The sequence below is a fragment of the Pseudomonas salomonii genome (genome assembly GCF_900107155.1).
Lineage (GTDB): Bacteria > Pseudomonadota > Gammaproteobacteria > Pseudomonadales > Pseudomonadaceae > Aquipseudomonas > Aquipseudomonas salomonii.
Window position 1 is genome coordinate 205,629 of record NZ_FNOX01000010.1, and the last position, 26,787, is coordinate 232,415.

General features: G+C 60.7%; 27 protein-coding genes and 1 tRNA gene. 10 read left to right on the plus strand and 18 right to left on the minus strand.

The window, feature by feature from the left end:
* The first annotated feature begins 112 nt into the window (after positions 1-112).
* The 3 genes from BLV67_RS22865 to BLV67_RS22875 all read left to right on the plus strand — a co-directional run bounded on the left by BLV67_RS22865 (position 113) and on the right by BLV67_RS22875 (position 4,397).
* A tRNA-Met gene (locus BLV67_RS22865) sits at positions 113-189 on the plus strand.
* A 279-nt stretch (positions 190-468) separates the two neighbouring features.
* A complete protein-coding gene (gene mprF, locus BLV67_RS22870) occupies positions 469-3,111 on the plus strand; it encodes a bifunctional lysylphosphatidylglycerol flippase/synthetase MprF (protein WP_069788172.1) in 2,643 nt (880 codons plus the stop codon).
* Complete coding sequence (locus tag BLV67_RS22875; RefSeq protein WP_065930395.1) at positions 3,111-4,397, plus strand: virulence factor family protein; 1,287 nt, start codon at positions 3,111-3,113, stop codon at positions 4,395-4,397. Before mprF ends, BLV67_RS22875 begins: the two co-directional genes overlap by 1 nt.
* A 68-nt stretch (positions 4,398-4,465) precedes the next feature.
* Here BLV67_RS22875 and recJ read toward each other — a convergent pair whose 3' ends face one another.
* Positions 4,466-6,175, minus strand: coding sequence for a single-stranded-DNA-specific exonuclease RecJ (gene recJ / locus BLV67_RS22880; protein ID WP_065930394.1), 1,710 nt, complete (start codon positions 6,173-6,175; stop codon positions 4,466-4,468).
* Positions 6,176-6,254: 79 nt separating this feature from the next.
* Complete coding sequence (locus BLV67_RS22885; protein ID WP_003193952.1) at positions 6,255-6,797, minus strand: YaeQ family protein; 543 nt, start codon at positions 6,795-6,797, stop codon at positions 6,255-6,257.
* A gap of 148 nt (positions 6,798-6,945) precedes the next feature.
* Between BLV67_RS22885 and BLV67_RS22890 the strand changes: the two genes are divergently transcribed.
* Both BLV67_RS22890 and BLV67_RS22895 read left to right on the plus strand, forming a co-directional pair.
* A complete protein-coding gene (locus BLV67_RS22890) occupies positions 6,946-8,145 on the plus strand; it encodes a CaiB/BaiF CoA transferase family protein (RefSeq protein WP_069788173.1) in 1,200 nt (399 codons plus the stop codon).
* A complete protein-coding gene (locus tag BLV67_RS22895) occupies positions 8,145-9,017 on the plus strand; it encodes a TIGR02285 family protein (protein ID WP_069788174.1) in 873 nt (290 codons plus the stop codon). The genes BLV67_RS22890 and BLV67_RS22895 overlap by 1 nt, the downstream gene beginning before the upstream one ends.
* Before the next feature lie 182 nt (positions 9,018-9,199).
* Here BLV67_RS22895 and BLV67_RS22900 read toward each other — a convergent pair whose 3' ends face one another.
* On the minus strand, positions 9,200-9,484 hold the full coding sequence (locus BLV67_RS22900; RefSeq protein ID WP_065930486.1) for a DUF3509 domain-containing protein: 285 nt from the start codon (positions 9,482-9,484) through the stop codon (positions 9,200-9,202).
* Between the two features lie 188 nt (positions 9,485-9,672).
* Between BLV67_RS22900 and BLV67_RS22905 the strand changes: the two genes are divergently transcribed.
* Positions 9,673-9,870, plus strand: coding sequence for a hypothetical protein (locus tag BLV67_RS22905; RefSeq protein ID WP_069788175.1), 198 nt, complete (start codon positions 9,673-9,675; stop codon positions 9,868-9,870).
* Here the strand turns inward: BLV67_RS22905 and thrC are convergent.
* The 10 genes from thrC to ffh form a co-directional block, all read right to left on the minus strand.
* On the minus strand, positions 9,836-11,245 hold the full coding sequence (gene thrC / locus BLV67_RS22910) for a threonine synthase (RefSeq protein ID WP_056858690.1): 1,410 nt from the start codon (positions 11,243-11,245) through the stop codon (positions 9,836-9,838). The two genes, BLV67_RS22905 and thrC, sit on opposite strands and share 35 nt — an antisense overlap.
* 66 nt (positions 11,246-11,311) lie before the next feature.
* Positions 11,312-12,616, minus strand: coding sequence for a homoserine dehydrogenase (locus BLV67_RS22915; protein WP_056858691.1), 1,305 nt, complete (start codon positions 12,614-12,616; stop codon positions 11,312-11,314).
* A 130-nt stretch (positions 12,617-12,746) separates the two neighbouring features.
* Positions 12,747-13,478: a thioredoxin fold domain-containing protein gene (locus tag BLV67_RS22920; RefSeq protein WP_058422696.1), complete on the minus strand. Its 732-nt coding sequence runs from the start codon at positions 13,476-13,478 to the stop codon at positions 12,747-12,749.
* A gap of 151 nt (positions 13,479-13,629) precedes the next feature.
* Entirely contained in the window at positions 13,630-14,526 is an 897-nt protein-coding gene (gene xerD, locus BLV67_RS22925; RefSeq protein ID WP_069788176.1) for a site-specific tyrosine recombinase XerD, read from the minus strand.
* Between the two features lie 139 nt (positions 14,527-14,665).
* Positions 14,666-15,079, minus strand: a complete 414-nt coding sequence (locus tag BLV67_RS22930; RefSeq protein ID WP_069788177.1) for an acyl-CoA thioesterase — start codon at positions 15,077-15,079, stop codon at positions 14,666-14,668.
* Between the two features lie 82 nt (positions 15,080-15,161).
* Positions 15,162-15,512 carry a 50S ribosomal protein L19 gene (rplS, locus tag BLV67_RS22935; RefSeq protein ID WP_003175895.1) on the minus strand — a complete coding sequence of 117 codons (351 nt, stop codon included), beginning with the start codon at positions 15,510-15,512 and terminating at the stop codon, positions 15,162-15,164.
* A gap of 45 nt (positions 15,513-15,557) precedes the next feature.
* On the minus strand, positions 15,558-16,331 hold the full coding sequence (gene trmD, locus BLV67_RS22940; RefSeq protein ID WP_170875847.1) for a tRNA (guanosine(37)-N1)-methyltransferase TrmD: 774 nt from the start codon (positions 16,329-16,331) through the stop codon (positions 15,558-15,560).
* Positions 16,313-16,849 carry a ribosome maturation factor RimM gene (gene rimM / locus BLV67_RS22945; RefSeq protein ID WP_056858695.1) on the minus strand — a complete coding sequence of 179 codons (537 nt, stop codon included), beginning with the start codon at positions 16,847-16,849 and terminating at the stop codon, positions 16,313-16,315. Before rimM ends, trmD begins: the two co-directional genes overlap by 19 nt.
* A 5-nt stretch (positions 16,850-16,854) precedes the next feature.
* A complete protein-coding gene (gene rpsP, locus BLV67_RS22950; protein ID WP_003175899.1) occupies positions 16,855-17,106 on the minus strand; it encodes a 30S ribosomal protein S16 in 252 nt (83 codons plus the stop codon).
* A gap of 250 nt (positions 17,107-17,356) precedes the next feature.
* The gene (ffh, locus tag BLV67_RS22955; RefSeq protein WP_003193965.1) at positions 17,357-18,733 is read right to left on the minus strand and encodes a signal recognition particle protein; all 1,377 of its coding nucleotides are present in this window, start codon (positions 18,731-18,733) and stop codon (positions 17,357-17,359) included.
* 233 nt (positions 18,734-18,966) lie between these two features.
* On the opposite strand from ffh, the gene BLV67_RS22960 reads away from it, so the two are divergent.
* From BLV67_RS22960 to BLV67_RS22970, 3 genes are all read left to right on the plus strand, one after another.
* Entirely contained in the window at positions 18,967-19,779 is an 813-nt protein-coding gene (locus BLV67_RS22960) for a cytochrome C assembly family protein (protein WP_065930391.1), read from the plus strand.
* A gap of 12 nt (positions 19,780-19,791) precedes the next feature.
* A complete protein-coding gene (locus BLV67_RS22965; RefSeq protein ID WP_056858697.1) occupies positions 19,792-21,030 on the plus strand; it encodes a transporter associated domain-containing protein in 1,239 nt (412 codons plus the stop codon).
* Positions 21,031-21,386: 356 nt separating this feature from the next.
* Positions 21,387-22,697, plus strand: a complete 1,311-nt coding sequence (locus BLV67_RS22970; RefSeq protein WP_065930390.1) for an MFS transporter — start codon at positions 21,387-21,389, stop codon at positions 22,695-22,697.
* Between the two features lie 120 nt (positions 22,698-22,817).
* Here the strand turns inward: BLV67_RS22970 and purT are convergent, their stop codons facing one another.
* The 5 genes from purT to BLV67_RS22995 all read right to left on the minus strand — a co-directional run bounded on the left by purT (position 22,818) and on the right by BLV67_RS22995 (position 26,089).
* On the minus strand, positions 22,818-23,999 hold the full coding sequence (purT, locus tag BLV67_RS22975; RefSeq protein ID WP_069788178.1) for a formate-dependent phosphoribosylglycinamide formyltransferase: 1,182 nt from the start codon (positions 23,997-23,999) through the stop codon (positions 22,818-22,820).
* A 69-nt stretch (positions 24,000-24,068) separates the two neighbouring features.
* Positions 24,069-24,536 (minus strand): VUT family protein, encoded by a 468-nt coding sequence (locus tag BLV67_RS22980; protein ID WP_065930388.1) that lies wholly within the window; start codon positions 24,534-24,536, stop codon positions 24,069-24,071.
* A gap of 178 nt (positions 24,537-24,714) precedes the next feature.
* Positions 24,715-24,930 (minus strand): DUF1289 domain-containing protein, encoded by a 216-nt coding sequence (locus BLV67_RS22985; protein ID WP_058422692.1) that lies wholly within the window; start codon positions 24,928-24,930, stop codon positions 24,715-24,717.
* Positions 24,927-25,451 carry a gamma carbonic anhydrase family protein gene (locus tag BLV67_RS22990; RefSeq protein ID WP_065930387.1) on the minus strand — a complete coding sequence of 175 codons (525 nt, stop codon included), beginning with the start codon at positions 25,449-25,451 and terminating at the stop codon, positions 24,927-24,929. Before BLV67_RS22990 ends, BLV67_RS22985 begins: the two co-directional genes overlap by 4 nt.
* Before the next feature lie 35 nt (positions 25,452-25,486).
* A complete protein-coding gene (locus tag BLV67_RS22995) occupies positions 25,487-26,089 on the minus strand; it encodes a CoA pyrophosphatase (RefSeq protein WP_056858702.1) in 603 nt (200 codons plus the stop codon).
* A 146-nt stretch (positions 26,090-26,235) separates the two neighbouring features.
* On the opposite strand from BLV67_RS22995, the gene BLV67_RS23000 reads away from it, so the two are divergent.
* The gene (locus tag BLV67_RS23000; RefSeq protein ID WP_065930386.1) at positions 26,236-26,784 is read left to right on the plus strand and encodes an NUDIX hydrolase; all 549 of its coding nucleotides are present in this window, start codon (positions 26,236-26,238) and stop codon (positions 26,782-26,784) included.
* Positions 26,785-26,787: the final 3 nt, after the last annotated feature.

The following is a 26,787-nucleotide window of genomic DNA, read 5'->3' on the forward strand; positions in this document are numbered from 1 at the left end:
CCTGCACTTACCGCACAAGGTGGCTGTGGAGTGACTAATTTCCACTTATTTGACCCATCAGACTATTAACGGTTGACACCTCGCCGCTGGGCTGTAGAATGCCGCCCACAGACGCGGGATGGAGCAGTCTGGTAGCTCGTCGGGCTCATAACCCGAAGGTCGTCGGTTCAAATCCGGCTCCCGCAACCAAACATCAAAAAAGGCTACTCGAAAGAGTGGCCTTTTTTGTATCCGGTGAAAAAGTTCTTCTGAAACAATGGCATGGCATCTTTCATGAAACCGTATACGGTTTGCAGAGTCCATGTCATTGCAAGCTATGCTCAGTACTCAAGCACGACCCTCTACGACCAATGGCCGCTGTCGCCGCCCCCGGCGATAAGCGTTAATATTTGTAATTATTTTGTCCATAGGGATTGGTAACTTGGCTGGATACCTCCATCCTGTCGCGCACAATCCACGAGGTGATTGATGCGCGCCAACTCGTCTGAACCACAAGACACCGTCACAGCGGAACAACCGATTACTCCCACCCGTTTGCGTTGGCTGGATCTGTTGAGCAAATACCGTCAACCCATTGGGCTGGCCGTCACTCTGCTGTTGTTCGCTATCGCCCTGATCGCCTGCCGACACCTGCTGCTGGAGCTCGATCTTTACGCGCTCCACGACTCGATCCTGGAAGTGCCCAAGCCTGCCTTGCTCGGCGCATTTGCCGCGGCGGTCGCCGGTTTCGTCATTCTATTGGGCTATGAATTCTCCGGCGCGCGTTATGCCGGCGTAAAGCTGCCGGCCAAAACCCTGGCCATGGGCGGCTTCACCGCCTTTGCCATCGGCAATGCCATTGGCCTGTCGATGCTTTCCGGCGGCTCGGTGCGCTACCGTTTATATGCACGCCACGGCATCGGCGCCTCGGAAGTGGCGCACATGACCGTATTTGCCAGCCTGGCCCTGGGCACCGCCCTGCCGCCGCTGGCTGCACTGGCCACCTTGAGTAACTTGCCGGCGGCCTCGACCTACCTGCACGTGTCCCAAGGCCTGCTCGGCGGCATTGCCGGCGCGGTGCTGCTGCTGTCAGTTGCGCTGTGCATCGGCATTTATCGCCGCCGCCTGCCGGAGCAGCCTTACCCGGACAACCTGCTGGTCAAGGCCGGGCGTCGCACGCTGCGCCTGCCCGGCCGCCGCCTGACCTTCCTGCAACTGATCATTACCGCGCTGGATGTGGCCGCTGCCGCCACCGTCCTTTATATGTTGCTGCCCGAAGCGCCGCCATTCGGCCCGTTCCTGCTGGTGTACCTGCTGGCCCTGGCGGCCGGTGTACTCAGCCATGTGCCGGGCGGCGTGGGTGTGTTCGAGGCGATTCTGCTGGCCGCGTTTGCCGACAAACTCGGCGCCGCGCCATTGGCCGCGGCCCTGCTGCTGTACCGGATGATCTACGTGGTGCTGCCGCTGCTGATCGCCTGTATCTTCCTGCTGGTCAACGAAGCCCAGCGCCTGTTCCAGACCCAGCAAAGCCTGCGGGTTGCATCGGGCCTGGCGGCGCCGGTGCTGGCCGTACTGGTTTTTTTGTCCGGCGTGGTCCTGCTTTTTTCCGGCGCCACGCCGGAAATCGACTCACGCCTGGAAAACATCGGGTTCCTGATTCCCCACCGCCTGATTGATGCCTCGCACTTCGGTGCCAGCCTGATCGGCGTGTTGTGCCTGCTGCTCGCCCAAGGCCTGCGTCGACGTTTGTCGGCGGCCTGGATGCTGACCATGGTGCTGCTGCTGACCGGCGCCCTGCTCTCGCTGCTCAAGGGTTTTGACTGGGAAGAAGCCAGCCTGATGACCATGACCGCCGTGCTGCTGGCGATCTTCCGTCGCTCGTTTTACCGCGCCAGCCGCCTGACTGAACTGCCGTTCTCGCCGCTGTACCTGGTGGCCAGCGTCTGCGTGCTGGGCGCCTCGATCTGGCTGCTGCTGTTTGCCTATCAAGATGTGCCGTACAGCCATCAACTGTGGTGGCAGTTCACCCTGGACGCCAACGCCCCACGGGGCCTGCGTTCGTTGCTGGGTGCGGCGGTGTTGCTGGTCATCGTGTCGTTGACCTGGCTGTTGCGCACCGCCCGCCCGGTGATCCACCTGCCGACCCCGGATGAGCTGGAGCGCGCCACCAAGATCCTGATGGCCTCCTCGCAACCTGACGGCGGCCTGGCGCTGACCGGCGACAAGGCGTTGCTGTTTCACCCCAACGATGAAGCCTTCCTGATGTACGCCCGTCGCGGGCGCAGCCTGGTGGCCTTGTACGACCCGATCGGCCCGACTCAGCCCCGCGCGGAGATGATCTGGCAGTTCCGTGACCTGTGCGACATCCATCACGCACGCCCCGTGTTCTACCAGGTACGCGCCGAAAACCTGCCGTACTACATGGACATCGGCCTCACCGCGATCAAGCTGGGCGAAGAAGCCCGCGTCGACCTCAAACGCTTTGACCTGGAAGCCAAGGGCAAAGAGATGAAGGATCTACGCTACACCTGGAACCGTGGCACCCGGGACGGCTTGTCCCTGGAGATCTGCGACCCGGGCCAGGCGCCGATGGATGAGCTCAAAGTCATCTCCGATGCCTGGCTGACCGGCAAGAACGTGCGGGAAAAAGGCTTCTCCCTGGGACGTTTCAGCGACGACTACCTCAAGCACTTTCGCATCGCGATCATTCGCTTCGAAGGTCGCCCGGTAGCCTTCGCCAACCTGCTCGAGACCTACAACCATGACCTGGCCAGTCTCGACCTGATGCGTGCGCACCCGGACGCGCCGAAGCTGACCATGGAATTCATGATGGTTGGCCTGATTCAACATTATAAGAACCACGACTACGCCCGCTTCAGCCTCGGCATGGTGCCGTTGTCGGGCCTGCAACCGCGCCGTGGTGCGCCGCTGACCCAACGCTTGGGCTCGATGGTGTTCCGCCGTGGCGAGCAGCTGTATAACTTCCAAGGTTTGCGCCGCTTCAAAGACAAGTTCCAGCCTGACTGGGAACCTCGTTATATGGCCGTGCCCGCAGGACTTGATCCGCTGGTGGCACTGGCCGATACCGCCGCCCTGATTGCGGGCGGCTTGACTGGATTGGTGAAACGCTGATGATTCGACGCTCCTGGCGGTATGTATTGGCCTTAGTAGTGCTGCTCGCGCTGATCGCGGCGGGTGGCTTTTGGTACTGGAACCGCCCTGCCCCGCAACCGACCCTGGAACAACTGCCCCAGGCCGACGGTTCGGTGATGACCCGTGTGACGCCTAACGGCTCGGCCAAGGCCCGCGTGGCCGTGGCCGTAATGGCCGACGAAACCTTGAGCGACAGCCAGCTGATTGCCCTGAGCCAGGGCGGCTCGGCGCAGATCGTGCAAGTGATCCTGCCAAAAGATGACTGCAAGCTGCAGGAACAAGCCCTGCAAAGCGCCCTGGCCCAGCTTAAAGGCCCGGCGACGCTGGTGAGCGGTATCGGCCCTGGCGCCGCGCTCGCCTGGCGCTGGCTGGCGTCACAGAACGACGACAAGGCCAACGCCATCTCCGTCGGCTTCGCCCTGGTGCAGGAAGGCTGCAAGGACCCACTGCCGAAAACCTCCGCCCACGGCAACTGGCTGGTGGCGTGGAACGATAACCCTGACGATGAAAGCGCCAGTTTCGTCCGCGATACACCGCGCGCGACGACCAGCATCAGCGACTACGACATTCACTACCCGCAAGTGTTGAACAACGAACTGCGCAAGCAATTGGTCGGTTCGGACAACGGCGGCCTGGCGATTCCGGTGGTCGAAGTACCGGCCGGCCAAGCCAAGGACACCGTTACCCTGTTCCTCTCCGGTGATGGCGGCTGGCGTGACCTGGACCGCGATGTAGCCGGTGAAATGGCCAAGATCGGCTACCCGGTGGTCGGCATCGACACCCTGCGCTACTACTGGCAGCACAAGACCCCGGAACAAAGCGCCAAAGACCTCACCGAGCTGATGCAGCACTACCGCCAGAAGTGGGGCACCAAACGCTTCGTACTGACCGGCTATTCGTTCGGCGCAGACGTATTGCCGGCGATCTACAACCGCATGCCGGAAAGCGAACAGCAACGTGTCGACGCCATCATCCTGCTCGCCTTTGCACGCACCGGCAGCTTTGAAATCGAAGTGGAAGGCTGGCTGGGCAACGCCGGCAAAGAAGCCGCCACCGGCCCGGAAATGGCCAAGCTGCCGGCGGACAAAGTGGTGTGCATCTACGGTGCTGAAGAAGTCAACGAGAGTGGCTGCACCGATACCACGGCTGTGGGCGAGGCGGTGAAGCTGCCGGGCGGGCATCACTTTGATGAGAACTACCCGGCGCTGGCTCAGCGTTTGGTGGATATCATTGTGAAGCACCAGGCGAAGGACAAGGCCGAGTAATCCTACCTGTACGCGGATTAAAACTGTGGGAGCCAGCTCCCACAGTTGTTTTGCGGTGTTAATAAGCGCTAGCGCGGTTCGATATGCGCAATCATCAGCTGCACAGTTTCATTGCCACGAAACTCGTTCACATCCAGCTTGTAGGCCAACTCCACCCAACGCACCGTCGGGTTCGGCCAGACTTCACGGTCCACACCAAACGCAATGCCATCGAGCTTCACTGACCCGCATTCGCTCTTGAGCACCACTTTAAGGTGCCGCTCGCCAACCACACGCTGTTCCACCAACTGAAACACACCGTGAAACAACGGCTCGGGAAAGTGCTGGCCCCATGGCCCTGCATGTCGCAGGGCACGCGCCAGTTCCAGGTGAAACTCTTCCACCGCCAACGTACCGTCGGTCAACAGGCGACCGGTGAGGTCTTCTTCACACAGTTGCCGGCGCACTTCGGCATCAAAGGCTTCGGCAAACAGTGGGAAGTTTTCCTCGGGCAAGGTCAGGCCGGCGGCCATGGCGTGGCCGCCGTATTTGGCGATCAGGTTGGGATGCTGGCTGGCGACCACCGCCAGGGCATCACGGATGTGAAAACCCTGTACAGAGCGCCCTGAGCCCTTGAGCAGGCCATCACCGGCGTCGGCGAAGGCGATGGTCGGGCGGAAATACCGCTCTTTCATGCGTGACGCCAGAATACCGATCACACCTTGGTGCCATTCCGGGTCGAACAGGCACAAGCCGTAAGGCATCGACTCCACCGGCAAGTCCTTGAGCTGGGCCAGGGCCTCGCGCTGCATGCCTTGCTCGATGGATTTGCGGTCCTGGTTCATGCCGTCCAGTTGCGCGGCCATTTCCCGTGCCGCCGCCACGTCACTGGTGAGCAGGCATTCGATGCCCAGGCTCATATCATCCAGGCGCCCTGCGGCATTGAGGCGTGGCCCGAGGATAAAACCGAGGTCGGTGGAGGTGATACGCGCGTGGTCACGCTTGGCCACTTCGAGGATCGCCTTGATCCCCGGCCGCGCACGCCCGGCACGAATACGCTCCAGGCCTTGGTGCACCAGGATGCGGTTGTTGGCATCCAGCGGCACCACGTCAGCGACGCTGCCCAGGGCGACCAGGTCGAGCAGCTCGCCGATGTTCGGCTGCGGTTTGTTGTCGTACCAGCCCAGGCTGCGCAACCGCGCGCGCAGGGCCATGAGCACGTAGAAGATCACACCGACGCCGGCCAGCGCCTTGCTGGGGAACTCGCAGCCAGGCTGGTTCGGGTTGACGATGGCATCCGCCGCCGGCAATTCATCGCCGGGCAAGTGGTGGTCGGTGACCAAAACCTGCAACCCGGCGGCCTTCGCTGCCGCCACGCCTTCAACGCTGGAGATGCCGTTATCCACAGTGATCAGCAGCTGCGGCTCGCGTTGCAGCGCCACCGCGACGATTTCCGGGGTCAGGCCGTAGCCGTATTCGAAGCGGTTGGGCACCAGGTAATCGACATGGGCCGCACCCAGCAAACGCAGGCCCAAGGTGCCCACGGTACTGGCCGTGGCACCATCGGCGTCGAAGTCACCGACGATAAGGATGCGCTGGCGCTGCTCCAGGGCCGTCACCAGCAGGTCTACCGCCGCGTCGATGCCCTTGAGTTGCTGGTAGGGAATCAACCGCGCCAGGCTCTTGTCCAGCTCAGCCTCAGACTGCACCCCGCGTGCGGCGTAGAGACGGGTCAACAGCGGTGGCAATTCACCGAGAAACGGCAGGACAGCGGGCAACGGGCGAGGATCGATACGCATGGGACGAAGGGGAATTCTCTGTAGTGGATATTAGTAATGAGCTGCAAGATTCAAGCTTGCCGCTTGAAGCTGTACCTCTTCAGCCGCGTTCGCCAACCAGCCATTGCAATTGCACTTCATGCTGGCCACGGTCGTCAGTCACAAAAATGGTGCCTTCGCTGATCATCACGTCCCACTTGATCACGCGCGGCATGTCCTTGGCCAGGGTCTCGAGGACTTCCTGCGGCACGGCGGCAATGTGGACGTTCTTGAGGTTATTGGCCACCGGCACCACCTTGCCTTCCCATACACGCAGGCTGCCATAGGCCAGCAGGCTGGTGCGCTCGGTGCGGCGTGAGCACCAGGTCAGGCGGTCGGCGTCGGGCTGGCCGACTTCAATCCAGTGCAGCACCCGATCATCCAGGCTTTTTTCCCACAGGGCCGGCTCGTCTACATCTGACAGGCCACGCCCGAACGCCAACTGCTCGTTGTACCAAAGGGCGTAGGCCAGCAGCCGCACGGTCATGCGTTCTTCGGTTTCCGAAGGGTGGCGGGCGATGGTCTGTTTGACGCTCTCGTACACCGAGCGATCGAGGTCGGTGAGGTTGAGTTCGAATTTGTAGGTCGTGGACGGCTGGGCCATGAACGGGCTTCTAAAGACAGGGAAAGGTCGCCAGTCTAACCGATGGGGCAGCCATTGAACGAATACTGCGCTGCATCATGCTTATCCCTGGGCCGCTCGCCTATGTTAAAAGGCATGACACCACCGCCCCTGCTTGCTAAGGATCCTCATGTCGTTTAATGCCAAACCGCTCGCCGGCCTGAAAGTCATCGAACTGGGCACCCTGATCGCCGGCCCGTTCGCCTCACGCATCTGCGCCGAATTCGGTGCCGAAGTGGTCAAGGTCGAATCCCCCGATGGCGGCGACCCGCTGCGCAAGTGGCGCAAGCTGTACGAAGGCACCTCGCTGTGGTGGTTTGTGCAGGCGCGCAATAAAAAGTCGCTGACCCTGAATCTCAAACACCCGGATGGCCTGGCGATTCTTAAACAGCTGCTGGCGGACGCCGACATCCTGATCGAAAACTTCCGCCCCGGTGTACTGGAAAAACTCGGTTTGAGCTGGGAAACCCTGCACGCGCTGAACCCCAGGCTGGTGATGGTCCGCCTCTCCGGTTTCGGCCAGACCGGACCGATGAAAGACCAGCCGGGCTTTGGTGCGGTGGGCGAGTCCATGGGCGGTTTGCGCTATATCACCGGCTTCGAAGACCGCCCGCCGGTGCGCACCGGAATTTCAATCGGCGATTCCATTGCGGCCCTGTGGGCGGTAATCGGCGCGCTGATGGCGCTGCGGCACCGGGAAGTCAACGGCGGGCTCGGCCAAGTGGTGGATGTGGCGCTGTACGAAGCCATCTTCGCGATGATGGAAAGCATGATCCCGGAGTTCGACGTGTTCGGGTTTATCCGCGAGCGCACCGGCAACATCATGCCCGGCATCACGCCTTCCTCGATTCATACCAGTGCCGACGGAAAGCATGTGCAGATCGGCGCCAATGGCGATGCGATCTTCAAGCGCTTCATGAGCGCCATCGGCCGCGACGACCTGGCCAACGACCCGACACTGGCCAGCAATGACGGGCGTGACAGCCGCCGTGACGAGCTTTACGGGGTGATTGATCGCTGGGTCAACTCGCTGCCGCTGGAACAAGTGGTCGAACAACTGAACAAGGCCGAAGTGCCCGCCAGCCGTATCTACAGTGCCGAAGACATGCTCGGCGACCCGCAGTTTCTGGCCCGGGAAATGTTCCTCAAGGCGCAATTGCCAGGTGGCAAGGACTTCAAAATGCCCGGCATCGTGCCCAAGCTCTCCGAGACGCCAGGCAGTTGCGAATGGGTTGGGCCGCAGTTGGGTGAGCACAACAGCACGGTGCTCAATGAGCTGGGTTACGACGCCGCCGCCATTACCCGTTTGCGTGAGGATGGCGCGATCTGATGGTTCGCCCGTACATCCGCTTGCTGCTTGTAAGCATATTGCTCGGCAGTTGGTCGCTCTCGGCACGGGCCGAGAACACAATGACCTGGCTGCTGCGCGACCTGCCGCCAATGACCATCTTCGAAGGCCCGCAAAAAAACCAGGGCGCACTCGACCAACTGTTGCCGCTGCTCATGGAGCACCTGCCGGAGTATCGGCATCAAGTGATGCACGTCAACCGCGCGCGCGGCATTCAAATGTTGCGTGCTCAACCCCTGATCTGTGATCCATCGCTGCTGTGGACGCCAGAGCGCGCCCAGTACGTGGTGTTTTCCGCCCAGGCATTCGTGGCGGTCAGCAATGGGGTGACGATCCCGCGCAGCCAACAGGCGGCCATGGCGCCCTATATCGTCGAGGGTCAGTTTGACCTGCAAGCCTTTCTCAAAGCCCATAAGGCGCGCATCGGCGCCACTGCCGAACGCAGCTACGGCCCCACCGTCGATGAACAGCTCAAGCACGCTGACCCGCACACCCTGGCCCTGCATTATGGCAATGACGCCCTGGGCAGCCTGTTGCAGATGCAACGTCTGGGGCGACTTGAGGCCGTGCTGGGCTACCCGCCGGAAATCCGCTATCACGCCCAGCAACAGGGGATTGCGGCCCAGGACCTGCTGTTCTTTCCCATCAAGGGTTCAGCGCCTTACCAGCGCACGCATATCGGCTGCTCCAACACGCCTCAAGGTCGCCAGGCCATACAGCGAATCGATCAGGCGTTGGGTGAGATCCCACTGGAGCAAGTGCAACAGTCCTACGCTTCGTGGTTAGACCCAGCAATGCGTGAACAGTATTTGTTGGATAACCCGAGCTTTTTCCTGAACTCCCCCGAGCCTTGAGCCTGTGCCGGATAAATCCCAAGCAAAAAGAAACCCCGAAGAGTGGGGAGACACTTCGGGGTTAAACGTGGCCTACAAAGACCAGTACAACAAGCCACAAACACCGGAGCACAATGTTTGCTCTTGTTGTTAAAAAATCTGACCGGGCATGGCGTAGGAAGTTTCGCCAATTAAACAATTCTTCATGCGAGCGCGCTGCCGCGAGTCTGTGCGGCGTTGCGCAAGGCGGCAATCACCGAGGGTTCCAGGCGCCCTTCGGCTATTTTAAGGTCGCGCAGCAGGCAATCGACCACATCCACCAGCACGCGCTTATCCGTCAATTGCGCCCGATCGACTTCCCGCTCGACGACAATAGCGCCAGCCGGATTCTTCACGGTCACCAGGCACTCATCCTGCACACCCGAGGTGGTCAACGTAACCTGATAAGGGCTCAGTGCTTCTTCGAGCAATAGGCTGATACTTTCCATCTCGATCACCACTCAATCATTCGAATAAAGTTCGAAAAACAAAAATGTCACTAAGATGCTGACATTCAAGTGACCCGTGCCCGCAGCAGAAAGTTCGACCTTTTGTGTCGTCACCTGCCCGAGTCAATCGAGCATGCACGGCAAAGATGACAGAGAGAAAACAACCACCCACAAGCTGGAACCCCAGGATGCCCCTCGGCGCCCGCCTTGAAAGCCGCGCCTGGCGCTGTGCCGACGACCGCCCGATGTTCCTGATGGGCTGGCGCGTGACGAACGGGCACATCCTCTATTGCCAGAATGAAAAAGCCCGTCACGAAGACGGGCTTGATCTGCTGCGCAATAACCGGCGGGTCAGAGTGGCTTGCCGCGATTGCCATGCTGGCTGACAAACGCCTGCACGGCTTTCAGGTCATTGGCCAGCACGGTGCAGCGCTCTTCGCGCTCAAACAGGTCAGCCAGGTGCTGAGGCAGTTCCAGCGCCTTGCCAACACCGGCCTTCTCCACCGCTTCCGGGAATTTGACCGGGTGGGCGGTGCCCAGAATCACCATCGGGATGTCCAGGCTGCGACGGCATTCGCGTGCGGCCTTCACACCGATGGCAGTGTGCGGGTCGAGCAGCTCGCCGGTCTGCGCGTAGACCTCGGCGATGGTTTCGCAGGTTTGCGCATCGTCCACGGCCAGGGAGTCGAAGAGCTTGCGGGTTTCGGTCCAGCGCTCTTCATCAACGCTGAAACCGCCACCGCTCTTGAAGGTGTCCATCAAGCCGGCAATCGCCGAACCGTTGCGACCGTGCATGTCGAACAGCAGGCGTTCGAAGTTCGACGAAACCATGATGTCCATCGACGGCGACAGCGTGGCGTGCAGGGTTTCCTTGACGTACTGGTTGCCGCTCATGAAGCGGTGCAGGATGTCGTTGCGGTTGGTGGCGACGATCAACTGATTGATCGGCAAGCCCATGTTGCGCGCCAGGTAACCGGCGAAGATGTCGCCAAAGTTGCCGGTCGGCACCGAGAACGACACCGAACGCGCCGGGCCGCCCAACTGCAGGGAGGCGTGGAAGTAGTAGACGATCTGGGCCATGATCCGCGCCCAGTTGATCGAGTTCACCGCCACCAGACGCGTACCTTTGAGGAAGCTCTGGTCAGCGAAGCTGTTCTTGACCATTTCCTGGCAGTCATCGAAGTTGCCTTCGATGGCGATGTTGTGGATGTTCTCGCCGAAGATGGTGGTCATCTGGCGGCGCTGCACTTCCGACACGCGCTTGTGCGGGTGCAGGATGAAGATGTCGACGTTCTCGCAGTGCTTGCAACCTTCGATGGCCGCCGAGCCGGTATCACCGGAGGTGGCACCGATGATCACCACACGCTCGCCGCGTTTTTCCAGCACGTAGTCGAGCAAGCGACCCAGCAGTTGCAGGGCGAAGTCCTTGAAGGCCAGGGTCGGACCGTGGAACAGCTCCAATACCCATTCGTTGCCATTCAGCTGGCGCAGTGGCGCGATGGCGTTGTGGGAAAACACGCCATAGGTTTCTTCCAGAATCTTTTTAAAATCGGCATCCGGAATGCTGCCGGTAACGAACGGGCGCATCACCCGGAACGCCAGTTCGTGGTACGGCAGGCCGGCCCACGAAGCGATTTCTTCCTGAGTGAAACGAGGCAGGTTTTCCGGCACGTACAGGCCGCCGTCAGTGGCAAGGCCGGCGAGCAAAACGTCTTCGAAGTTCAGGGCCGGTGCCTGGCCGCGGGTGCTGATATAACGCATGACTGGCTCCTCTAGAGCATTCTGAACAAGGGCCGCCGAACCTGTGGGGCCCCTGCCGCTAAACGATTAGTTCAGGTGTTCAACACGGATGCGCACCACCGGCCCAACCACGCCCTGCAACGCTTCAAGCGCGGCGATGGCATCGTTGATGTGCTGCTCGAGCACGCGGTGGGTCAGCAGGATCATCGGCACCAGGCCGTCTTGTTCCTCGACTTCCTTCTGCATGATCGACTCGATGTTGATGCCGCGCTCCGAGAGGATGCTGGCCACCTGGGCCAACACGCCTGGATGGTCCTTGGCCTGAATGCGCAGGTAGTAGGCGCTTTCGCAGGCTTCGATCGGCAGGATCGGGTGGGCCGACAGCGAATCCGGCTGGAAGGCCAGGTGCGGCACGCGGTTTTCCGGGTCGCTGGTCATGGCGCGAACCACGTCCACCAGGTCGGCAATCACCGACGAAGCGGTCGGCTCCATGCCGGCGCCGGCGCCGTAGAACAAGGTGGAACCTGCGGCGTCACCGTTGACCATCACGGCGTTCATCACGCCATTGACGTTGGCGATCAGGCGGTCGGCCGGGATCAGCGTCGGGTGTACACGCAACTCGATACCGGCCGGGGTGCTGCGCGCCACACCGAGGTGCTTGATGCGGTAGCCCAGGGCTTCGGCGTAGTTCACGTCGGCGGTGGTCAGCTTGGTGATGCCTTCGGTGTAGGCCTTGTCGAACTGCAGCGGAATACCAAAGGCGATGGACGCCAAAATGGTCAGCTTGTGCGCTGCGTCGATACCTTCCACGTCGAAGGTCGGGTCGGCTTCGGCGTAACCCAGGGCTTGGGCTTCGGCCAGCACGTCTTCGAAGGTGCGGCCCTTCTCGCGCATTTCGGTGAGGATGAAGTTGCCGGTGCCGTTGATGATGCCGGCCACCCAGTTGATACGGTTGGCGGACAGGCCTTCACGGATCGCCTTGATCACCGGGATGCCACCGGCCACGGCGGCTTCGAATGCGACGATCACGCCCTTCTCGCGCGCCTTGGCAAAAATCTCGTTGCCGTGCACGGCGATCAACGCCTTGTTGGCGGTGACCACGTGCTTGCCATTCTCGATGGCCAGCAGTACCAGGTCACGGGCCACGGTATAGCCGCCGACCAACTCGATGACGATATCGATTTCAGGGTTGGTGGCCACGGCGAAGACATCGTTGGTAATCGCAATACCGGTCGTTTGGAACTGAGGCTTTGGCGTACGCGTGGCAATTTGCGCCACTTCAATCCCACGCCCTGCACGGCGGGAAATTTCTTCAGCATTACGCTGAAGTACGTTGAAGGTGCCGCCACCGACGGTCCCTAACCCACAGATGCCTACTTTGACCGGTTTCACTGAAGAACTCCCCATGAAACGGCCGACGCTAGGTCGGCCGTGGAAAACAGCCGCACAACTGCGGCTTTCAATTTGATGGCCCGTCGAACGGTCGGCGGGCCATGATCGTCAAAGGTTCGACGATGCTGGTTTACTTGGCACTGAGCGCCAGTTTGGCAACTTGTGGTGCCGGCTGGTAGCCCGGAATCACCTGACCGTCAGCCAAAACGATGGCCGGTGTACCGTTCACGCCAATCGACTGGCCGAGGGCGAACTGCTTGGAAACCGGGTTGGCACATTTGGCTGCCTTGATTTCCTTGCCATCGACCATTTTGTCCATGGCCGATTTCTTGTCGGCCGAACACCATACGGCTTGCAGCTGCTCGTCACCCGGCGAACCCAGGCCCTGGCGCGGGAATGCGACGTAGCGCACTTCGATACCGGCCTTGTTCAGCGCAGGCACTTCGGCGTGCAGCTTGTGGCAGTACGGGCACGTGGTGTCGGTGAACACGGTAATGTGGGTCTTGGTCTCGCCAATGGCCGGGTACACAACGGTTTCAGCCACCGGAATGCCGTTGATCAGCTTGGACACGCCCAGGCGCTCGGCTTTCTCGGTCAGGTTGACCGGCTTGCCGTCTTTAAGCTGGAACAGGTAGCCCTGAACGATGTACTGGCCATCGGCGCTGGCGTACAGCACACGGCTGCCCTTGAGCTTGACTTCATACAGGCCGGCCATGGGGCTGGCGCTGATGCTTTCGATCGGGGTGTCGAGCTGCAGGTTGGCCAGGCTCTTGCGAATGGTTTGCTCGGCGGCGTCATCGGCGACAACAAAGGTGGAAACCAACGCAATCGCTGCGGCGGCAATAATCTGGGTCAAGCGCATGGGAACTCCTGAAGGCAGATGCAGGGACGGCTGTGGAACACCGCTTGGAAACGCGGGCAGTGGCCGTCCCCTTTGCTAACCGGCAAAGCCTACCACAGTTGGGCCCAAGGGCAGGCTTCAACGGGCAAATTGGGTTTTTTCCGAGGTGATTTTATCCGCGCGGGTGGTGCTTGGCGTGCATTTCCTGCAAGCGTGCGCGTGCCACGTGGGTGTAGATCTGGGTTGTGGATAAGTCGCTGTGCCCCAGCAGCATTTGCACCACGCGCAAATCCGCGCCGTGGTTGAGCAAATGCGTGGCGAATGCATGACGCAAGGTATGCGGCGACAGCGCCTTGCCGATCCCGGCAACTTTGGCCTGGTGCTTGATACGGTGCCAGAAGGTCTGGCGGGTCATCTGCTCGCCGCGCAGGCTGGGGAACAACACATCACTGGGCCGCCCGCCGAGCAGCTCATTGCGGGCGTCACGCATATAGCGCTCCACCCACACAATCGCCTCCTCGCCCATCGGCACCAGTCGTTCCTTGCTGCCCTTACCCATCACGCGCAGCACGCCCTGGCGCAGGTTGACTTGCTCCAGGGTCAGGCTGATCAGCTCGGTCACGCGCAGGCCGCAGGCATACAAGACTTCCAGCATGGCGCGGTCGCGCTGGCCGATGGCTTCGCTCAGATCGGGCGCGGCGAGCAAGGCGTCCACGTCAGCTTCCGATAAGGATTTAGGCAAGGGCCTACCGAGCTGAGGCATATCGATTTGCAGGGTCGGGTCGACGGAAATCTGCTTTTCGCGCAGCAAATAGCGATAAAACCCACGCACACCCGAAAGAAATCGCGCCGTGGAACGCGGCTTGTAGTTCTGTTCCAAACGCCAGGCCAGGTGATCGAGGATCAACTCACGGCCGGCATTGATCAGCTCGAGGTTTTTCTCCTGCAACCAGCCATTGAACAAAGCCAGGTCGCTGCGATAGGCCTGCCGGGTGTTGTCCGACAGGCCTTTTTCCAGCCACAGGGCGTCGAGGAAGCGGTCAATCAGAGGGTGGTCGATGGCGGGCATAGAGGCTCAGGTTGATGACTGGAGTGTTTGGTAGATCCTATCGCAGGCAAGCCAGCTCCCACATGGGTTTTGTGTTTTTGCCTGATAGCATGATCAACACCGATTAAATGTGGGAACTGCCTGCGATAGCAGTCTCGGATCAGTCCACATACCCAGGCAGCACCGGCACAGGGCGTTTGTCGGCATCAATCGCGACAAAACTGAACACGCCCTGGATCGCCTTTTCACGGCCATCGGCACTCATGCTCTCGACGAACACTTCAACCTCGACCTTAAGGCTGGTGTTGCCCACTTTGATTACGCGGCCGATCAGCTCGACGATGGAGCCGGCGGGGATCGCGTGATTGAAGTCGATACGGTCGGTGGACACCGTCACCAGCGGCAAGCGGCAAAAGCGCGTGGCGGTGATGAAAGACACTTCATCCATCCACGCCAGCGCAGTGCCGCCGAACAGCGTGTTGTGGTGGTTGGTGGTCGGCGGGAACACGGCTTTGGTCACGTGGGTCACGGACAGGTCAGTGCGTCGCTGGATTTCTTCGAGGCGGGTGGTCATGGCCAAATACCGGCAAATAGACAAATTTCAGGCACAAAAAAGCAGCCCGCAGGCTGCTTTTTTCTGCATCGGGAAGCTGGACTTAAGCCAGTTTTTCCTTGATGCGAGCTGCTTTACCGGACAGGTCACGCAGGTAGTACAGCTTGGCTTTACGTACGTCACCGCGACGCTTAACGGCCATGCTGTCGATTTGCGGGCTGTAGGTCTGGAAAGTACGCTCTACGCCAACACCGTTGGAGATTTTACGAACAGTGAAAGCACTGTTCACACCACGGTTACGCTTGGCGATTACCACGCCTTCGAACGCTTGCAGACGCGAACGGTCGCCTTCCTTCACTTTCACCTGAACGACAATAGTGTCGCCCGGGGCAAAGGTAGGGATCTCTTTGGTCATCTGCTCTGCTTCGAGTGCAAGGATGATTTTGTTAGTCATGCTGTGCTCCTAAGGTAAGTCAATGGACCTACCATCGATACGTTGTTAACTATCGTCCCGCGCGAGGATGTATTCCTCGAGCAGCTTCTTCTCTTCTCCAGAAAGCGAGCGGCTTTCCAGAAGATCGGCGCGTCGTTCATAGGTCCGACCAAGGGACTGCTGTAAACGCCAACGCCGGATGTGTGCGTGATTGCCACTTAGCAATACGTCGGGAACACGCTGATCCGCATACACCTCCGGTCGGGTGTAGTGCGGGCAATCCAGCAAACCATCCGTGAAGGAATCTTCCTCCGCAGAGTCCGCATGCCCTAAAGCTCCAGGCAGCAGTCGTGTAACCGCATCTATCAGGACCATCGCCGGCAGCTCGCCGCCAGACAGGACATAGTCCCCAATCGACCACTCTTCATCGACATGCGCTTCAATAAAACGCTCGTCAATGCCTTCATAGCGACCGGCAATCAGGATTAAGGCCTCCTCATTCGCCAGTTCGCGCACGCCAGCCTGTTTCAGCTGACGGCCTTGAGGGGACAGGTAAATTACCTTCGCCTTCTCCCCGGCGGCTGCCTTGGCCTCGACCAACGCATCTTCCAGGGGCTTGATCTTCATCACCATGCCCGGGCCACCGCCAAATGGGCGATCGTCCACAGTGTGATGTCGATCCGTCGTGTAGTCTCGCGGGTTCCAACAGGTCAGCTGCAACAGCCCCTGTTTCACCGCCCGACTGGTGATGCCGTACTCGCTGATGGCGGAGAACATCTCGGGAAACAAACTGATCACTTCAATGCGCAAATTAGCCACGCTTAGAAGTCCGCGTCCCATTCCACCTTCATCTCGCCCGCGGCCAGGTCGACGGCCAACACGCATTGCCCGGTATAAGGCAACAGGCGTTCGCGATCATCCAGGCTGCCAGCGCAAGGCTTGACCACCATTACATCATTGGCGCCGGTTTCCAGAAGATGATCGATTTTCCCGAGCAATTGCCCCAGTTGATCAATAACCTTCAGACCTTCCAGCTGGTACCAGTAGTACTCGCCGTCGGTCAATTCAGGGAACAGGTTGCGCGGCACGCAGATCTCATAACCGGCCAGAAGACGAGCTTCTTCACGGTCATCAAGACCCTTGAGCTTTGCGACCAGGAACTTATCGCTCCCGCGTCCACTGACCAGCTCGACCTGTTTCACACTACCTTCGCGCTTGAGCGTCCAGGTTTTGTACTGCAACAGGTTTTCAGTCGGATCAGTAAAGGAATACACCTTCACTTCGCCGCGAACGCCATGAACAGAGTAAATCTTGCCGATAACGATCAAATCATCAGCAACAGCTGGCGTCGCGTTCATATTGCTCAGGCTGCGGCCTTAGCCGAGTCCTTCAACAGTTTTGCAACGCGCTCGGATGGCTGTGCGCCAACGCTCAGCCAGTAGGCTACGCGCTCTTGGTTCACGGACAGACGAACTTCTTGACCACGAGCAACAGGGTTGAAGAAACCAACCTGTTCCTTGTGCGAACCGTCGCGCGGGTTGCGGCTGTCGGTTACGGTCAAGTGGTAAAACGGGCGCTTTTTGGAGCCGCCAAGGGCAAGACGGATTGTTAGCATGTGAACATCGTTCCTGTAGTCGGTGCTGCAAATCTAAATGCACAGCGGGCATAGGTGCCCGAAAGGCCGCATATTCTAAGGAATATCCGGACTTTTGCAAATGTCTTTTTCTGGCGCCTATCAGCGTGCCACTCAGATCTGCTATAGAGCCGTCGGTTAAAACGGCGAGTCAGCTCCCGCTAACCGCGGGTTTGCTGGAGATCCCACGTCCTTGTGGGGCGGAGCGCAAGCAGACTTGCGCTCGAATTCTTTACATTTTCGGCATGCCGCCGCCGGGCAACATACCGCCCATGCCGCGCATCATCTTGGCCATTCCGCCTTTGGCGGAGAATTTCTTCATCATCTTCTGCATCTGCTTGTGCTGCTTGATCAAGCGACCGATGTCCTGCACCTGGGTGCCGGAACCCATGGCGATCCGGCGTTTGCGCGAACCGCTGATCAGCTCAGGGTCGCGGCGCTCGGCCGGGGTCATGGAGTTGATGATGGCTTCCATCTGCTTGAACTGCTTCTCTGCCGCGCCCTGGGCGTTGCCCATTTGCGCCAGGTTCACACCGCCGATGTTCGGCAGCTTGTCCATCAGGCCGCCGAGGCCGCCCATGTTCTTCATCTGTTGCAGCTGGTCACGGAAGTCTTCGAGGTCGAAGCCCTTGCCCTTCTTCAGCTTCTTGGCCAGCTTGTCGGCCTTGTCCTTGTCGAGCGTGGCTTCGGCCTGCTCGATCAGGCTGAGCACGTCGCCCATGCCGAGAATGCGTGAGGCGATACGCTCCGGGTGGAACGGTTCGAGCGCTTCGCTCTTCTCGCCCATACCGATGAACTTGATCGGCTTGCCGGTGATGGCGCGTACCGACAGCGCAGCACCGCCACGGGCGTCACCGTCGACCTTGGTCAGGATCACGCCGGTCAGCGGCAGTGCGTCGCCGAAAGCCTTGGCGGTGTTGGCCGCATCCTGGCCGGTCATGGCGTCGACCACGAACAGCGTCTCGACCGGGTTGATCGCGGCATGCAGCGCCTTGATCTCGCCCATCATCTCTTCATCGATGTGCAGGCGACCGGCGGTATCGACGATAACCACGTCGATGAATTTGAGCTTGGCTTCTTTAATAGCCGCGTTGGCGATGTCGACCGGCTTCTGGCTCAGGTCGGACGGGAAGAAGGTCACCCCCACTTCGCCCGCGAGCATTTCCAGCTGTTTGATCGCAGCCGGACGGTACACGTCCGCCGACACAACCATTACCGACTTTTTCTTGCGCTCTTTAAGGAAGCGCGCCAGCTTGCCGGCGGTGGTGGTTTTACCCGCACCCTGCAGACCGGCCATCAGCACGACGGCCGGTGGCACGGCGCTGAGGTTCAGATCTTCGTTGGCTGCGCCCATCAGGCTTTCGAGTTCGGCCTGGACGATCTTCACAAAAGCCTGGCCCGGCGTCAGGCTGCGGGACACTTCGGTGCCCACAGCGCGCTCTTTGACCGAGTTGACGAAGTCCTTGACCACAGGCAAGGCCACGTCGGCTTCCAGCAACGCCATGCGCACTTCACGCAGGGTGTCTTTAATATTGTCCTCGGTCAGCTTGGCCTTGCCGGTGACATGGCGCAGCGTCTGCGAGAGACGGTCAGTCAAGTTTTCAAACATGCGCGATCCTTTCAGGCCCTATTCATCGAAATGCAGTGGTGACCGAGGTAATGGCGGCCCAGGCTGTGGTAAACCGCTGTTAAAAACAGCGCTCAGCACGCCTGTGACGTGGGCAGGTCGCGGATTATAGCGAAGACTGCGCCGCTGCACACGCGCTGTCTGGCCCGGGAGTCTTTCGTGCAGCGCAGGTGTGTGCCAAACTCAGCGCCTTTCGGGCTTGTCTATCAGGATTTATGGTCCCCTTGTCACCCAGTTTGCTACCCAGCCTCGCCGCCGCCCTTTTATATGCCGCTGCGACTCTCTATCAGGGCACTCGTCTGGCCCAAGGCACTAAAGCGGACAAACGTCTGCTGGCAGGCCTGGGCGTCGTCGCCCTGCTGGCCCACGCCGCGAGCCTGTTCAACCACCTGATGACGCCGGTCGGCCTGGGCCTGGACTTTTTCAGTGCCGCCAGCCTGATCGCCGCTGCCGTCATCGCGCTGACGCTGCTGGCCTGCTACCGCATCCCGGTCGAAAACCTGCTGGTGCTGCTATTCCCGCTGGGAATACTCACCGTGCTGCTGGCGCAATTCACGCCCACCGGCACCGTGCAGGTCATCGACGAAGAGCCGGGCATCCTTGCGCACATCCTGTTGTCGATCCTGGCCTACGGCATGTTCACCATCGCGGTGTTCCAGGCCTTGCTCGTGCTGCTGCAGGATCACCAGCTTAAAAACAAGCACCCTTCCGGGCTGATCAAGAACTTCCCGCCGCTGCAAACCATGGAAAGCCTGCTGTTTGGTTTCCTCTGGGCCGGCTGGACGCTGCTGTCGCTGTCGCTGATCTCCGGCTGGCTGTTCGTCGAGAACCTGTTCGCCCAGCACCTGGTGCACAAAACCCTGCTGGCGTGCCTGGCGTGGGTGGTGTTCAGCGTGCTGTTGTGGGGGCGTAACCGTCTCGGCTGGCGCGGGCACAAGGCAATCCGCTGGACCCTGGCCGGTTTCTGCCTGCTGATGCTGGCCTACTTCGGCAGCAAGCTGGTTCGCGAATACATCCTGCATATCTGACGGGCAGTAATAATGGACAACTTGCCCCTTGGGCCGATGCTCGCGGTAATCGCCCTGCTGATCTTATGGGCGGCGCTGTTTACCGCCATCGAAGCCGCACAACAACACCTGCTGGCCATACGCCCCGGCACACGCCAAGGGGACAAGGCTGCCGCCCGTCTGAACTTCCCACGTAACAGCCTGATCCTGTGCAACAGCCTGTGCCGCGCGGCCGTGGTGATTCTGTGCACGCTGCTCGCGATCTATGCCTGGGCGCAAAACGGCCCGTGGCTCGGCTGGCTGATCTCCTGCGCCATCCTGCTGATACTTGCCGACTACCTGCCCCGCGCCTTGGCCGTTCGTCACCCCCAGGCCGTGCTGGGTTTCGGTAACACGCTGCTGGGCGTCCCGCTGAAAATCCTTTATCCACTGGCCTGGCTGCTCAATGGCATCAGCCTGTTGCTGTTGCGCCCCTTCGCGCGCAAATCCGGCGTGGTGAAAAAGAGCGACGAGCCGTTGCCTGAGCATGACGACGAACCGGAGCCCGAGGCCAACGACAATCGCACGCCCGGCCTGCCCGGCATCCACGCCCTGGACAACATCACGGTCAACGACATCCTGGTGCCGCGCAGTGAAGTGGATGGCATCAACCTGGATGACTCGGTCGAAGAAATCATCGAGCAACTGCGCACGTCCCAGCGCACGCGCCTGCCGGTGTTTCACAGTGACATCAACCAGGTGCAAGCGGTGCTCAACACTCGCCAGATCCAGCACCTGCTGCCCGATGCCAGCCTGACCAAAGAGGCCTTGCTCGCCGCCTGCCACGAACCCTACTTCGTGCCGGAGAGCACGCCGCTGCAATTGCAGTTGCTGAACTTCCATAAACAGCAACGGCGCCTGGGCATGGTGGTGGACGAATACGGCGAAGTGCTGGGCATCGTTACCCTGGAAGATATCCTCGAAGAAATCGTCGGCGAATTTGAAAGCGACCAGGCTGTGGATAACCCGCACATCGAAGCCCAGCCTGATGGCCGCTACATCATCGACGGCGCCGCCTCGATCCGCGAACTGAACAAAAGCCTGGGCTGGCACTTGCCCAGCGACGGCCCCAAGACCCTCAACGGCCTGGTCACCGAGGCGCTGGAGACTATTCCGGACTGCGCGGTGTGCCTGAAAATCGGCCGCTATCGCCTGGAAATCCTCGAGACCGAGGACAACCGCGTGAGCAAGGTGCTGATCTGGCATACCAGCCGCGTGCCGGTGGCTGCCTGACCTACTGGCGTCATATATATCCAATGTGGGAGCGGGCTTGCTCGCGAAAGCGGTATATCAGTTAAAGATCAGCTGACTGACCCACTCTTTTCGCGAGCAAGCCCGCTCCCACATTTCGATTCGCAGCGTGTCAGCCCCCTTGTTGTATGTTCAAACCCCTTCCTATAATCGGCTCGGCTTACCCAAGCCCCGCCCGACCGCGTGCTACCCGCACTCAGCGCGTCCAGGCACCGCCTTACCGTGTCTGACCGGTGTTTGCTCCCATCCCGAGCCGCCCCGCTTACAACCCTGATCCATGGGTGTTCGACCAATAAAAATCCGCGTAAAAACGCGCAATGACCGTCAGGGATACCTCAATGAGCACCACCTATAACGAGGCCGCCACCGCCGCCCCGCTCAACTCGACCGCACGGGTCGCCACGGCGAGCATCGTCGGCACCGCCATCGAGTTCTACGACTTCTATATCTACGCCACCGCGGCCGCACTGGTGATTGGCCCGGTGTTCTTTCCGCAGACTTCCGGCACCGCGCAGATGCTGGCGTCGTTTCTGACCTTCGGTATCGCCTTTATCGCCCGCCCGCTGGGTTCGGCGCTGTTCGGCCACTTTGGCGACCGCATCGGGCGCAAATCCACGCTGGTGGCCTCGCTGCTGTTGATGGGCGTGTGCACCACGCTGATCGGTTTGCTGCCGGGTTATGACAGCATCGGGGCCTGGGCGCCGATCCTGCTGTGTGTGCTGCGCTTCGGCCAGGGCCTGGGCCTGGGCGGCGAATGGGGCGGCGCGGCGTTGCTGGCCACCGAGAATGCGCCCAAAGGCAAGCGCGCCTGGTTTGGCATGTTCCCGCAACTGGGCCCATCGATCGGCTTTTTGGCGGCCAACGGCCTGTTCCTGATCCTGGCCATGAGCCTCAACGACGAACAGTTTCGCAGTTGGGGCTGGCGCATTCCATTTATCCTCAGCGCAGCGTTGGTGATGGTCGGCCTCTATGCGCGGCTCAAGCTGCATGAAACCCCGGTATTCGCCAATGCCGTGGCCAAAGAGGCGCCGGTGAAAGTGCCGCTGGTAGAGCTGTTCAGCCAGCATTGGCTGCCGGTATTGCTGGGCGCCGCGTCGATGGTGGTGTGCTATGCGCTGTTTTACATCACCACCGCGTTTTCCCTGAGCTACGGGGTTTCGACCCTGGGCTACAGCCGTGAGATGTTCCTCGGTTTGCTGTGCTTTGCGGTGCTGTTCATGGGCTTGGCCACGCCGTTGGCGGCCTTGGCCAGCGATCGTTACGGGCGCAAGCCGGTGCTGATCGTCGGCGCGGTGCTGGCGATTTTGTCGGGTTTCACCATGGAGCCCTTGCTGACCCACGGTTCAACCTGGGCCGTGGCGTTGTTCCTGGCGCTGGAGCTGTTCCTGATGGGCATCACGTTTGCCCCGATGGGCGCCATGCTGCCGGAGCTGTTTCCGACCCGCGTGCGTTATACCGGCGCTTCGGCCGCGTATAACCTCGGTGGGATTGTCGGCGCGTCGGCTGCACCGTTTTTCGCAACCAAGCTGGTGGCGATGGGTGGGCTGAGTTATGTCGGCGGGTATGTGTCGGCGGCAGCGTTGCTCAGCTTGATTGCTGTGCTGTGCCTGAAAGAGACGCGGGATAATGATTTGAACAAGGTCGCCTGAAGCCGATCGTTCCCACGCTCCGCGTGGGAATGCCTCTTGTGACGCTCCGCGTCACGCTTTGGGACGCAGAGCGTCCCGGGCTGCATTCCCACGCAGAGCGTGTGAACGATCGGGTTGGGGTTACAGCTCTACAACAACAGCCTTGGAAGCTCGGGTCGCTTTAGCCCGAGCAGCCTCAATCGACTCATCCCGCGCCAACGCCACGCCCATGCGGCGCTGACCATTCACTTCCGGCTTGCCAAACAGACGCAATGCCGTGTCCGGCTCGCTCAAGGCAGCGCCAAGATTGGCGAACGCCGTCTGAGTCGACTGCCCTTCCACCAGAATCACCGCCGAAGCCGAAGGCCCGAACTGGCGAATCAACGGAATCGGCAGGCCCAGGATGGCGCGCGCGTGCAGCGCAAACTGCGACAGGTCCTGAGAAATCAGGGTCACCAAACCGGTGTCATGGGGGCGCGGCGACACTTCGCTGAACCACACCTGATCGCCCTTGATGAACAACTCCACGCCAAACAGGCCGCGACCACCCAACGCCTCGGTCACGGCTTTGGCAACGCGCTCGGATTCAGCCAGGGCAATCGGGCTCATGGCTTGCGGCTGCCAGGATTCCTGGTAGTCGCCCTTCTCCTGACGGTGGCCCACTGGCGCGCAGAAGGTGGTGCCGCCGATGTGGCGCACGGTCAGCAGGGTGATTTCGTAGTCGAAGTCGATAAAGCCTTCGATGATCACGCGACCTTTGCCGGCACGCCCGCCTTCCTGGGCGTAATCCCAAGCCTTCTGTACGTCGTCAGTGCTGCGCAGCAGGCTCTGGCCCTTGCCCGACGAACTCATCACCGGCTTGACCACACACGGGAAGCCCAGGTCTTGCACGGCCTTGTTGTAGTCTTCGAAGGTGTCGGCGAAGTGGTACGGCGAGGTCGGCAGGTCCAGCTCTTCGGCGGCCAGGCGACGAATGCCTTCGCGGTTCATGGTCAGCGAGGTAGCGCGCGCGGTCGGGATCACGGTGAAGCCTTCGGCTTCCAGTTCCACCAGCGTTGCAGTGGCGATGGCTTCGATTTCCGGCACGATGAAATGCGGCTTTTCGGCCTCGATCACCGCACGCAGGGCGGCGCCGTCGAGCATGTTGATCACGTGGCTGCGGTGCGCCACCTGCATGGCCGGCGCGTTGGCGTAGCGATCCACGGCAATCACTTCAACGCCCAGGCGTTGCAGTTCGATTACCACTTCCTTGCCCAGCTCACCGCAGCCACACAGCAAAACGCGGGTCGCGGTTGGCGACAATGGAGTTCCGATTCGGGTCATCTCAGGTCCTCAGGGGAGCGGATCATGGGGAGAAAGGCCGGCATTTTACATGAACTGTAAAAATTGGCCTCAGTTGGCGACAGCCCGTTTGCGCATGCGCCAGGCCATGATCAGCCACACCGCCGTGACCCCGGCAAATTTCGACACCAGCGCGGTGCCGGCCACTGCCGGTGTGAGCGCGCCGATCAGGCCGAAGAAGATAAAGGTATCCAGGGGAATACTCAGCGCCGAACTTATCCACAGGCGGTCGTGCAGCGGGCGCTTGGTGATGCTGAACACCAGCCAGTCGATGCACTCGGACACCGCAAACGCCGTGGCGCTGGCCAGGGCGATGGACGGGTCGGAGGTGATGTACGACAGCACCAGCGCCGCCAGCATGGCGATGATCGCGCCATGGCCGAAGCGGGTTTGCACCATGTCGCGCAGGATAAACACCAGGCCACCCCAGGCGGACCAGATGACATCCAGGTGCGGGGCGGTGGAGAAAGCGAAGTTGATCAGCACGACGCTGCTGATGTAGGCGATCAGGAAGAGCATGGGGCGAGGACCTGTGGGCAAGGGGCACAGGGTACTTCACATTTGGAAATATGTCGTCTGGGCGGGCCTCATCGCAGCGATGCGGCGGCCCGACAAGCCAGCTCCCACATTTTGACCACATTCCTACAGGTTATACGCGGTCAAATGTGGGAGCGGGCTTGCTCGCGAAAGCGGTCTGTCAGGCGCCAGATTTGCCCGGAACCATCCACACCAACCCACTCGCCATCGCCCGCTCATGGCACAACCCCAACACCACCCGGCGCTCGGCATTGTCCATGCGGCTCCAGCGCGTAATCTCATCCACCGTACGCTGGCAGCCGGTACAAATATCGTCATCGTCCAGCGCACAAATGCTCACGCACGGCGAGGCGACGGGGCGTTCAACCGGGTTCATTCTTGCTGCTCAACCAGGTCACGCGCATAGCGCTGCGCGTTATGCACATAGTGCGCGGCGCTGGCTTCGAGCATGCGCTTCTGCGCCTCGGTCAGCTCACGTACCACCTTGCCCGGCGAGCCCATCACCAGCGAGCCATCGGGGATTTCCTTGCCTTCGCCAATCAGCGAATTGGCGCCGATGATGCAATGTTTGCCGATCCTGGCGCCATTGAGGATCACCGCGTTGATGCCGATCAGGCTGTAGTCGTCGACGGTGCAGCCGTGCAGCATGGCGTTATGGCCGATGGTCACGCCGGTGCCCAGGGTCAACGGGTAGCCCATGTCGGTGTGCATCACGCTGCCATCCTGCACATTGCTGTTCTTGCCGATCAGGATCAGCTCGTTATCGCCACGCAATACAGCGTTGAACCAGACGTTGGCGCCCTCTTCCAGCTTGACCTTGCCGACCAGCGTGGCATTCGGCGCCACCCAGCTGTGCGGGTGCGTCTCAACGCGGGCGTCGCCCAGGCGGTATTTCATGGTGTGTCCTCACGGCTGGCCATTCAAGCGATGGCTTAGATATTGATAAAGCTTTTAGGCGGCTGGTGCAGGCTGATCTGGGCGTCGTCATAGAGCAGGTTGATCAGCTCCACGATCATGATCGCCGTCAGCCCCCAGATCTTGTATTCACCAAACCGATAACTGGGCACATACCAGCTGCGGCCCTGGTAGTCGATGCGGTGGGTGTGTTCGCGCGGGTCCTGGCGGAAAAACTCCAGCGGCACGCTGAACACGGCGGCGATCTCGGCATCGTTGGCCAGGTATTCGACGTAATCGGGGATCACACCGACGTAGGGCGTAACCCGAATACCGTGCAGGGAAATCAACGGACTTAAGGGGCCGATCACTTCCACCAGACCGGGCGGCAGGCCGATTTCTTCTTCGGCTTCGCGCAGTGCGGTAAAAATCAGGTCCGGGTCTTCGGGGTCACGCCGCCCGCCGGGAAACGCCACTTCGCCACCGTGGGTCGACAGGCCGCTGGCGCGCAGGGTCAGGATCAGTTCGGGTTCGTCGCTGCGGGTAATCGGCACCAACACCGCGGCCTCGGGGAAACGCCCATCGGTTTCCAACGTGTGGGGGGTGTGATTGCTTACCCGGCGAAGTAGCTCGTCCAGCATGAGTCATCTCGATCTGTTGGCTACCATGCATCATGCACCAAAGCAGGCGGGCGCCCAACCCCAAAACCACTGGCGTGTCGCTAAACGACAACTTGCAGGGCCCTGCCCGCCACGCCAAGATAGACGCACTTTCCAGGAACCCCAGCATGAATTTCTGCAGCCAGTGCGGTAAACCGGTTACCCAACGCATTCCCGAAGGCGACGGCCGCCTGCGCTACGTGTGTGATCACTGCTCGACCATTCACTACCAGAACCCCAATATCGTCGCCGGCACCGTGCCGGTGTGGGGCGACAAAGTGCTGCTGTGCCGCCGCGCCATCGAGCCGCGCCTGGGTTACTGGACCCTGCCCGCAGGCTTTATGGAGAACGGCGAAACCGTCGAACAGGCTGCCATGCGCGAAACCCTGGAAGAAGCCTGCGCCCGCGTGCGCAACCTGAGCCTCTACACCCTGATCGATGTGCCGCACATCAGCCAGGTGCATATCTTCTACCGCGCCGAGCTGGTTGACCTGGACTTCGCCGCAGGCCCCGAGAGCCTTGAAGTGAAGCTGTTCGATGAAGCCGACATCCCTTGGTCCGAGCTGGCTTTCCGCACGGTCGGGCGTACCTTAGAATGCTTCTTCGCTGACCGCAGGCAACAGCTGTTCCCGGTGCGCAGCGAGTCGGTGCCGCCGATGACGCGGCCCGCCAAATAACTC

Excerpts from the sequence above, each read along its gene's own strand:
- mprF (WP_069788172.1), top strand. The coding sequence starts at position 469 with ATGCGCGCCAACTCGTCTGAACCACAAGACACCGTCACAGCGGAACAA.
- BLV67_RS22875 (WP_065930395.1), top strand. The coding sequence starts at position 3,111 with ATGATTCGACGCTCCTGGCGGTATGTATTGGCCTTAGTAGTGCTGCTC.
- recJ (WP_065930394.1), bottom strand. The coding sequence starts at position 6,175 with ATGCGTATCGATCCTCGCCCGTTGCCCGCTGTCCTGCCGTTTCTCGGT.
- BLV67_RS22885 (WP_003193952.1), bottom strand. The coding sequence starts at position 6,797 with ATGGCCCAGCCGTCCACGACCTACAAATTCGAACTCAACCTCACCGAC.
- BLV67_RS22890 (WP_069788173.1), top strand. The coding sequence starts at position 6,946 with ATGTCGTTTAATGCCAAACCGCTCGCCGGCCTGAAAGTCATCGAACTG.
- BLV67_RS22895 (WP_069788174.1), top strand. The coding sequence starts at position 8,145 with ATGGTTCGCCCGTACATCCGCTTGCTGCTTGTAAGCATATTGCTCGGC.
- BLV67_RS22900 (WP_065930486.1), bottom strand. The coding sequence starts at position 9,484 with ATGGAAAGTATCAGCCTATTGCTCGAAGAAGCACTGAGCCCTTATCAG.
- BLV67_RS22905 (WP_069788175.1), top strand. The coding sequence starts at position 9,673 with ATGCCCCTCGGCGCCCGCCTTGAAAGCCGCGCCTGGCGCTGTGCCGAC.
- thrC (WP_056858690.1), bottom strand. The coding sequence starts at position 11,245 with ATGCGTTATATCAGCACCCGCGGCCAGGCACCGGCCCTGAACTTCGAA.
- BLV67_RS22920 (WP_058422696.1), bottom strand. The coding sequence starts at position 13,478 with ATGCGCTTGACCCAGATTATTGCCGCCGCAGCGATTGCGTTGGTTTCC.
- xerD (WP_069788176.1), bottom strand. The coding sequence starts at position 14,526 with ATGCCCGCCATCGACCACCCTCTGATTGACCGCTTCCTCGACGCCCTG.
- BLV67_RS22930 (WP_069788177.1), bottom strand. The coding sequence starts at position 15,079 with ATGACCACCCGCCTCGAAGAAATCCAGCGACGCACTGACCTGTCCGTG.
- rplS (WP_003175895.1), bottom strand. The coding sequence starts at position 15,512 with ATGACTAACAAAATCATCCTTGCACTCGAAGCAGAGCAGATGACCAAA.
- trmD (WP_170875847.1), bottom strand. The coding sequence starts at position 16,331 with ATGGGACGCGGACTTCTAAGCGTGGCTAATTTGCGCATTGAAGTGATC.
- rimM (WP_056858695.1), bottom strand. The coding sequence starts at position 16,849 with ATGAACGCGACGCCAGCTGTTGCTGATGATTTGATCGTTATCGGCAAG.
- rpsP (WP_003175899.1), bottom strand. The coding sequence starts at position 17,106 with ATGCTAACAATCCGTCTTGCCCTTGGCGGCTCCAAAAAGCGCCCGTTT.
- ffh (WP_003193965.1), bottom strand. The coding sequence starts at position 18,733 with ATGTTTGAAAACTTGACTGACCGTCTCTCGCAGACGCTGCGCCATGTC.
- BLV67_RS22960 (WP_065930391.1), top strand. The coding sequence starts at position 18,967 with ATGGTCCCCTTGTCACCCAGTTTGCTACCCAGCCTCGCCGCCGCCCTT.
- BLV67_RS22965 (WP_056858697.1), top strand. The coding sequence starts at position 19,792 with ATGGACAACTTGCCCCTTGGGCCGATGCTCGCGGTAATCGCCCTGCTG.
- BLV67_RS22970 (WP_065930390.1), top strand. The coding sequence starts at position 21,387 with ATGAGCACCACCTATAACGAGGCCGCCACCGCCGCCCCGCTCAACTCG.
- purT (WP_069788178.1), bottom strand. The coding sequence starts at position 23,999 with ATGACCCGAATCGGAACTCCATTGTCGCCAACCGCGACCCGCGTTTTG.
- BLV67_RS22980 (WP_065930388.1), bottom strand. The coding sequence starts at position 24,536 with ATGCTCTTCCTGATCGCCTACATCAGCAGCGTCGTGCTGATCAACTTC.
- BLV67_RS22985 (WP_058422692.1), bottom strand. The coding sequence starts at position 24,930 with ATGAACCCGGTTGAACGCCCCGTCGCCTCGCCGTGCGTGAGCATTTGT.
- BLV67_RS22990 (WP_065930387.1), bottom strand. The coding sequence starts at position 25,451 with ATGAAATACCGCCTGGGCGACGCCCGCGTTGAGACGCACCCGCACAGC.
- BLV67_RS22995 (WP_056858702.1), bottom strand. The coding sequence starts at position 26,089 with ATGCTGGACGAGCTACTTCGCCGGGTAAGCAATCACACCCCCCACACG.
- BLV67_RS23000 (WP_065930386.1), top strand. The coding sequence starts at position 26,236 with ATGAATTTCTGCAGCCAGTGCGGTAAACCGGTTACCCAACGCATTCCC.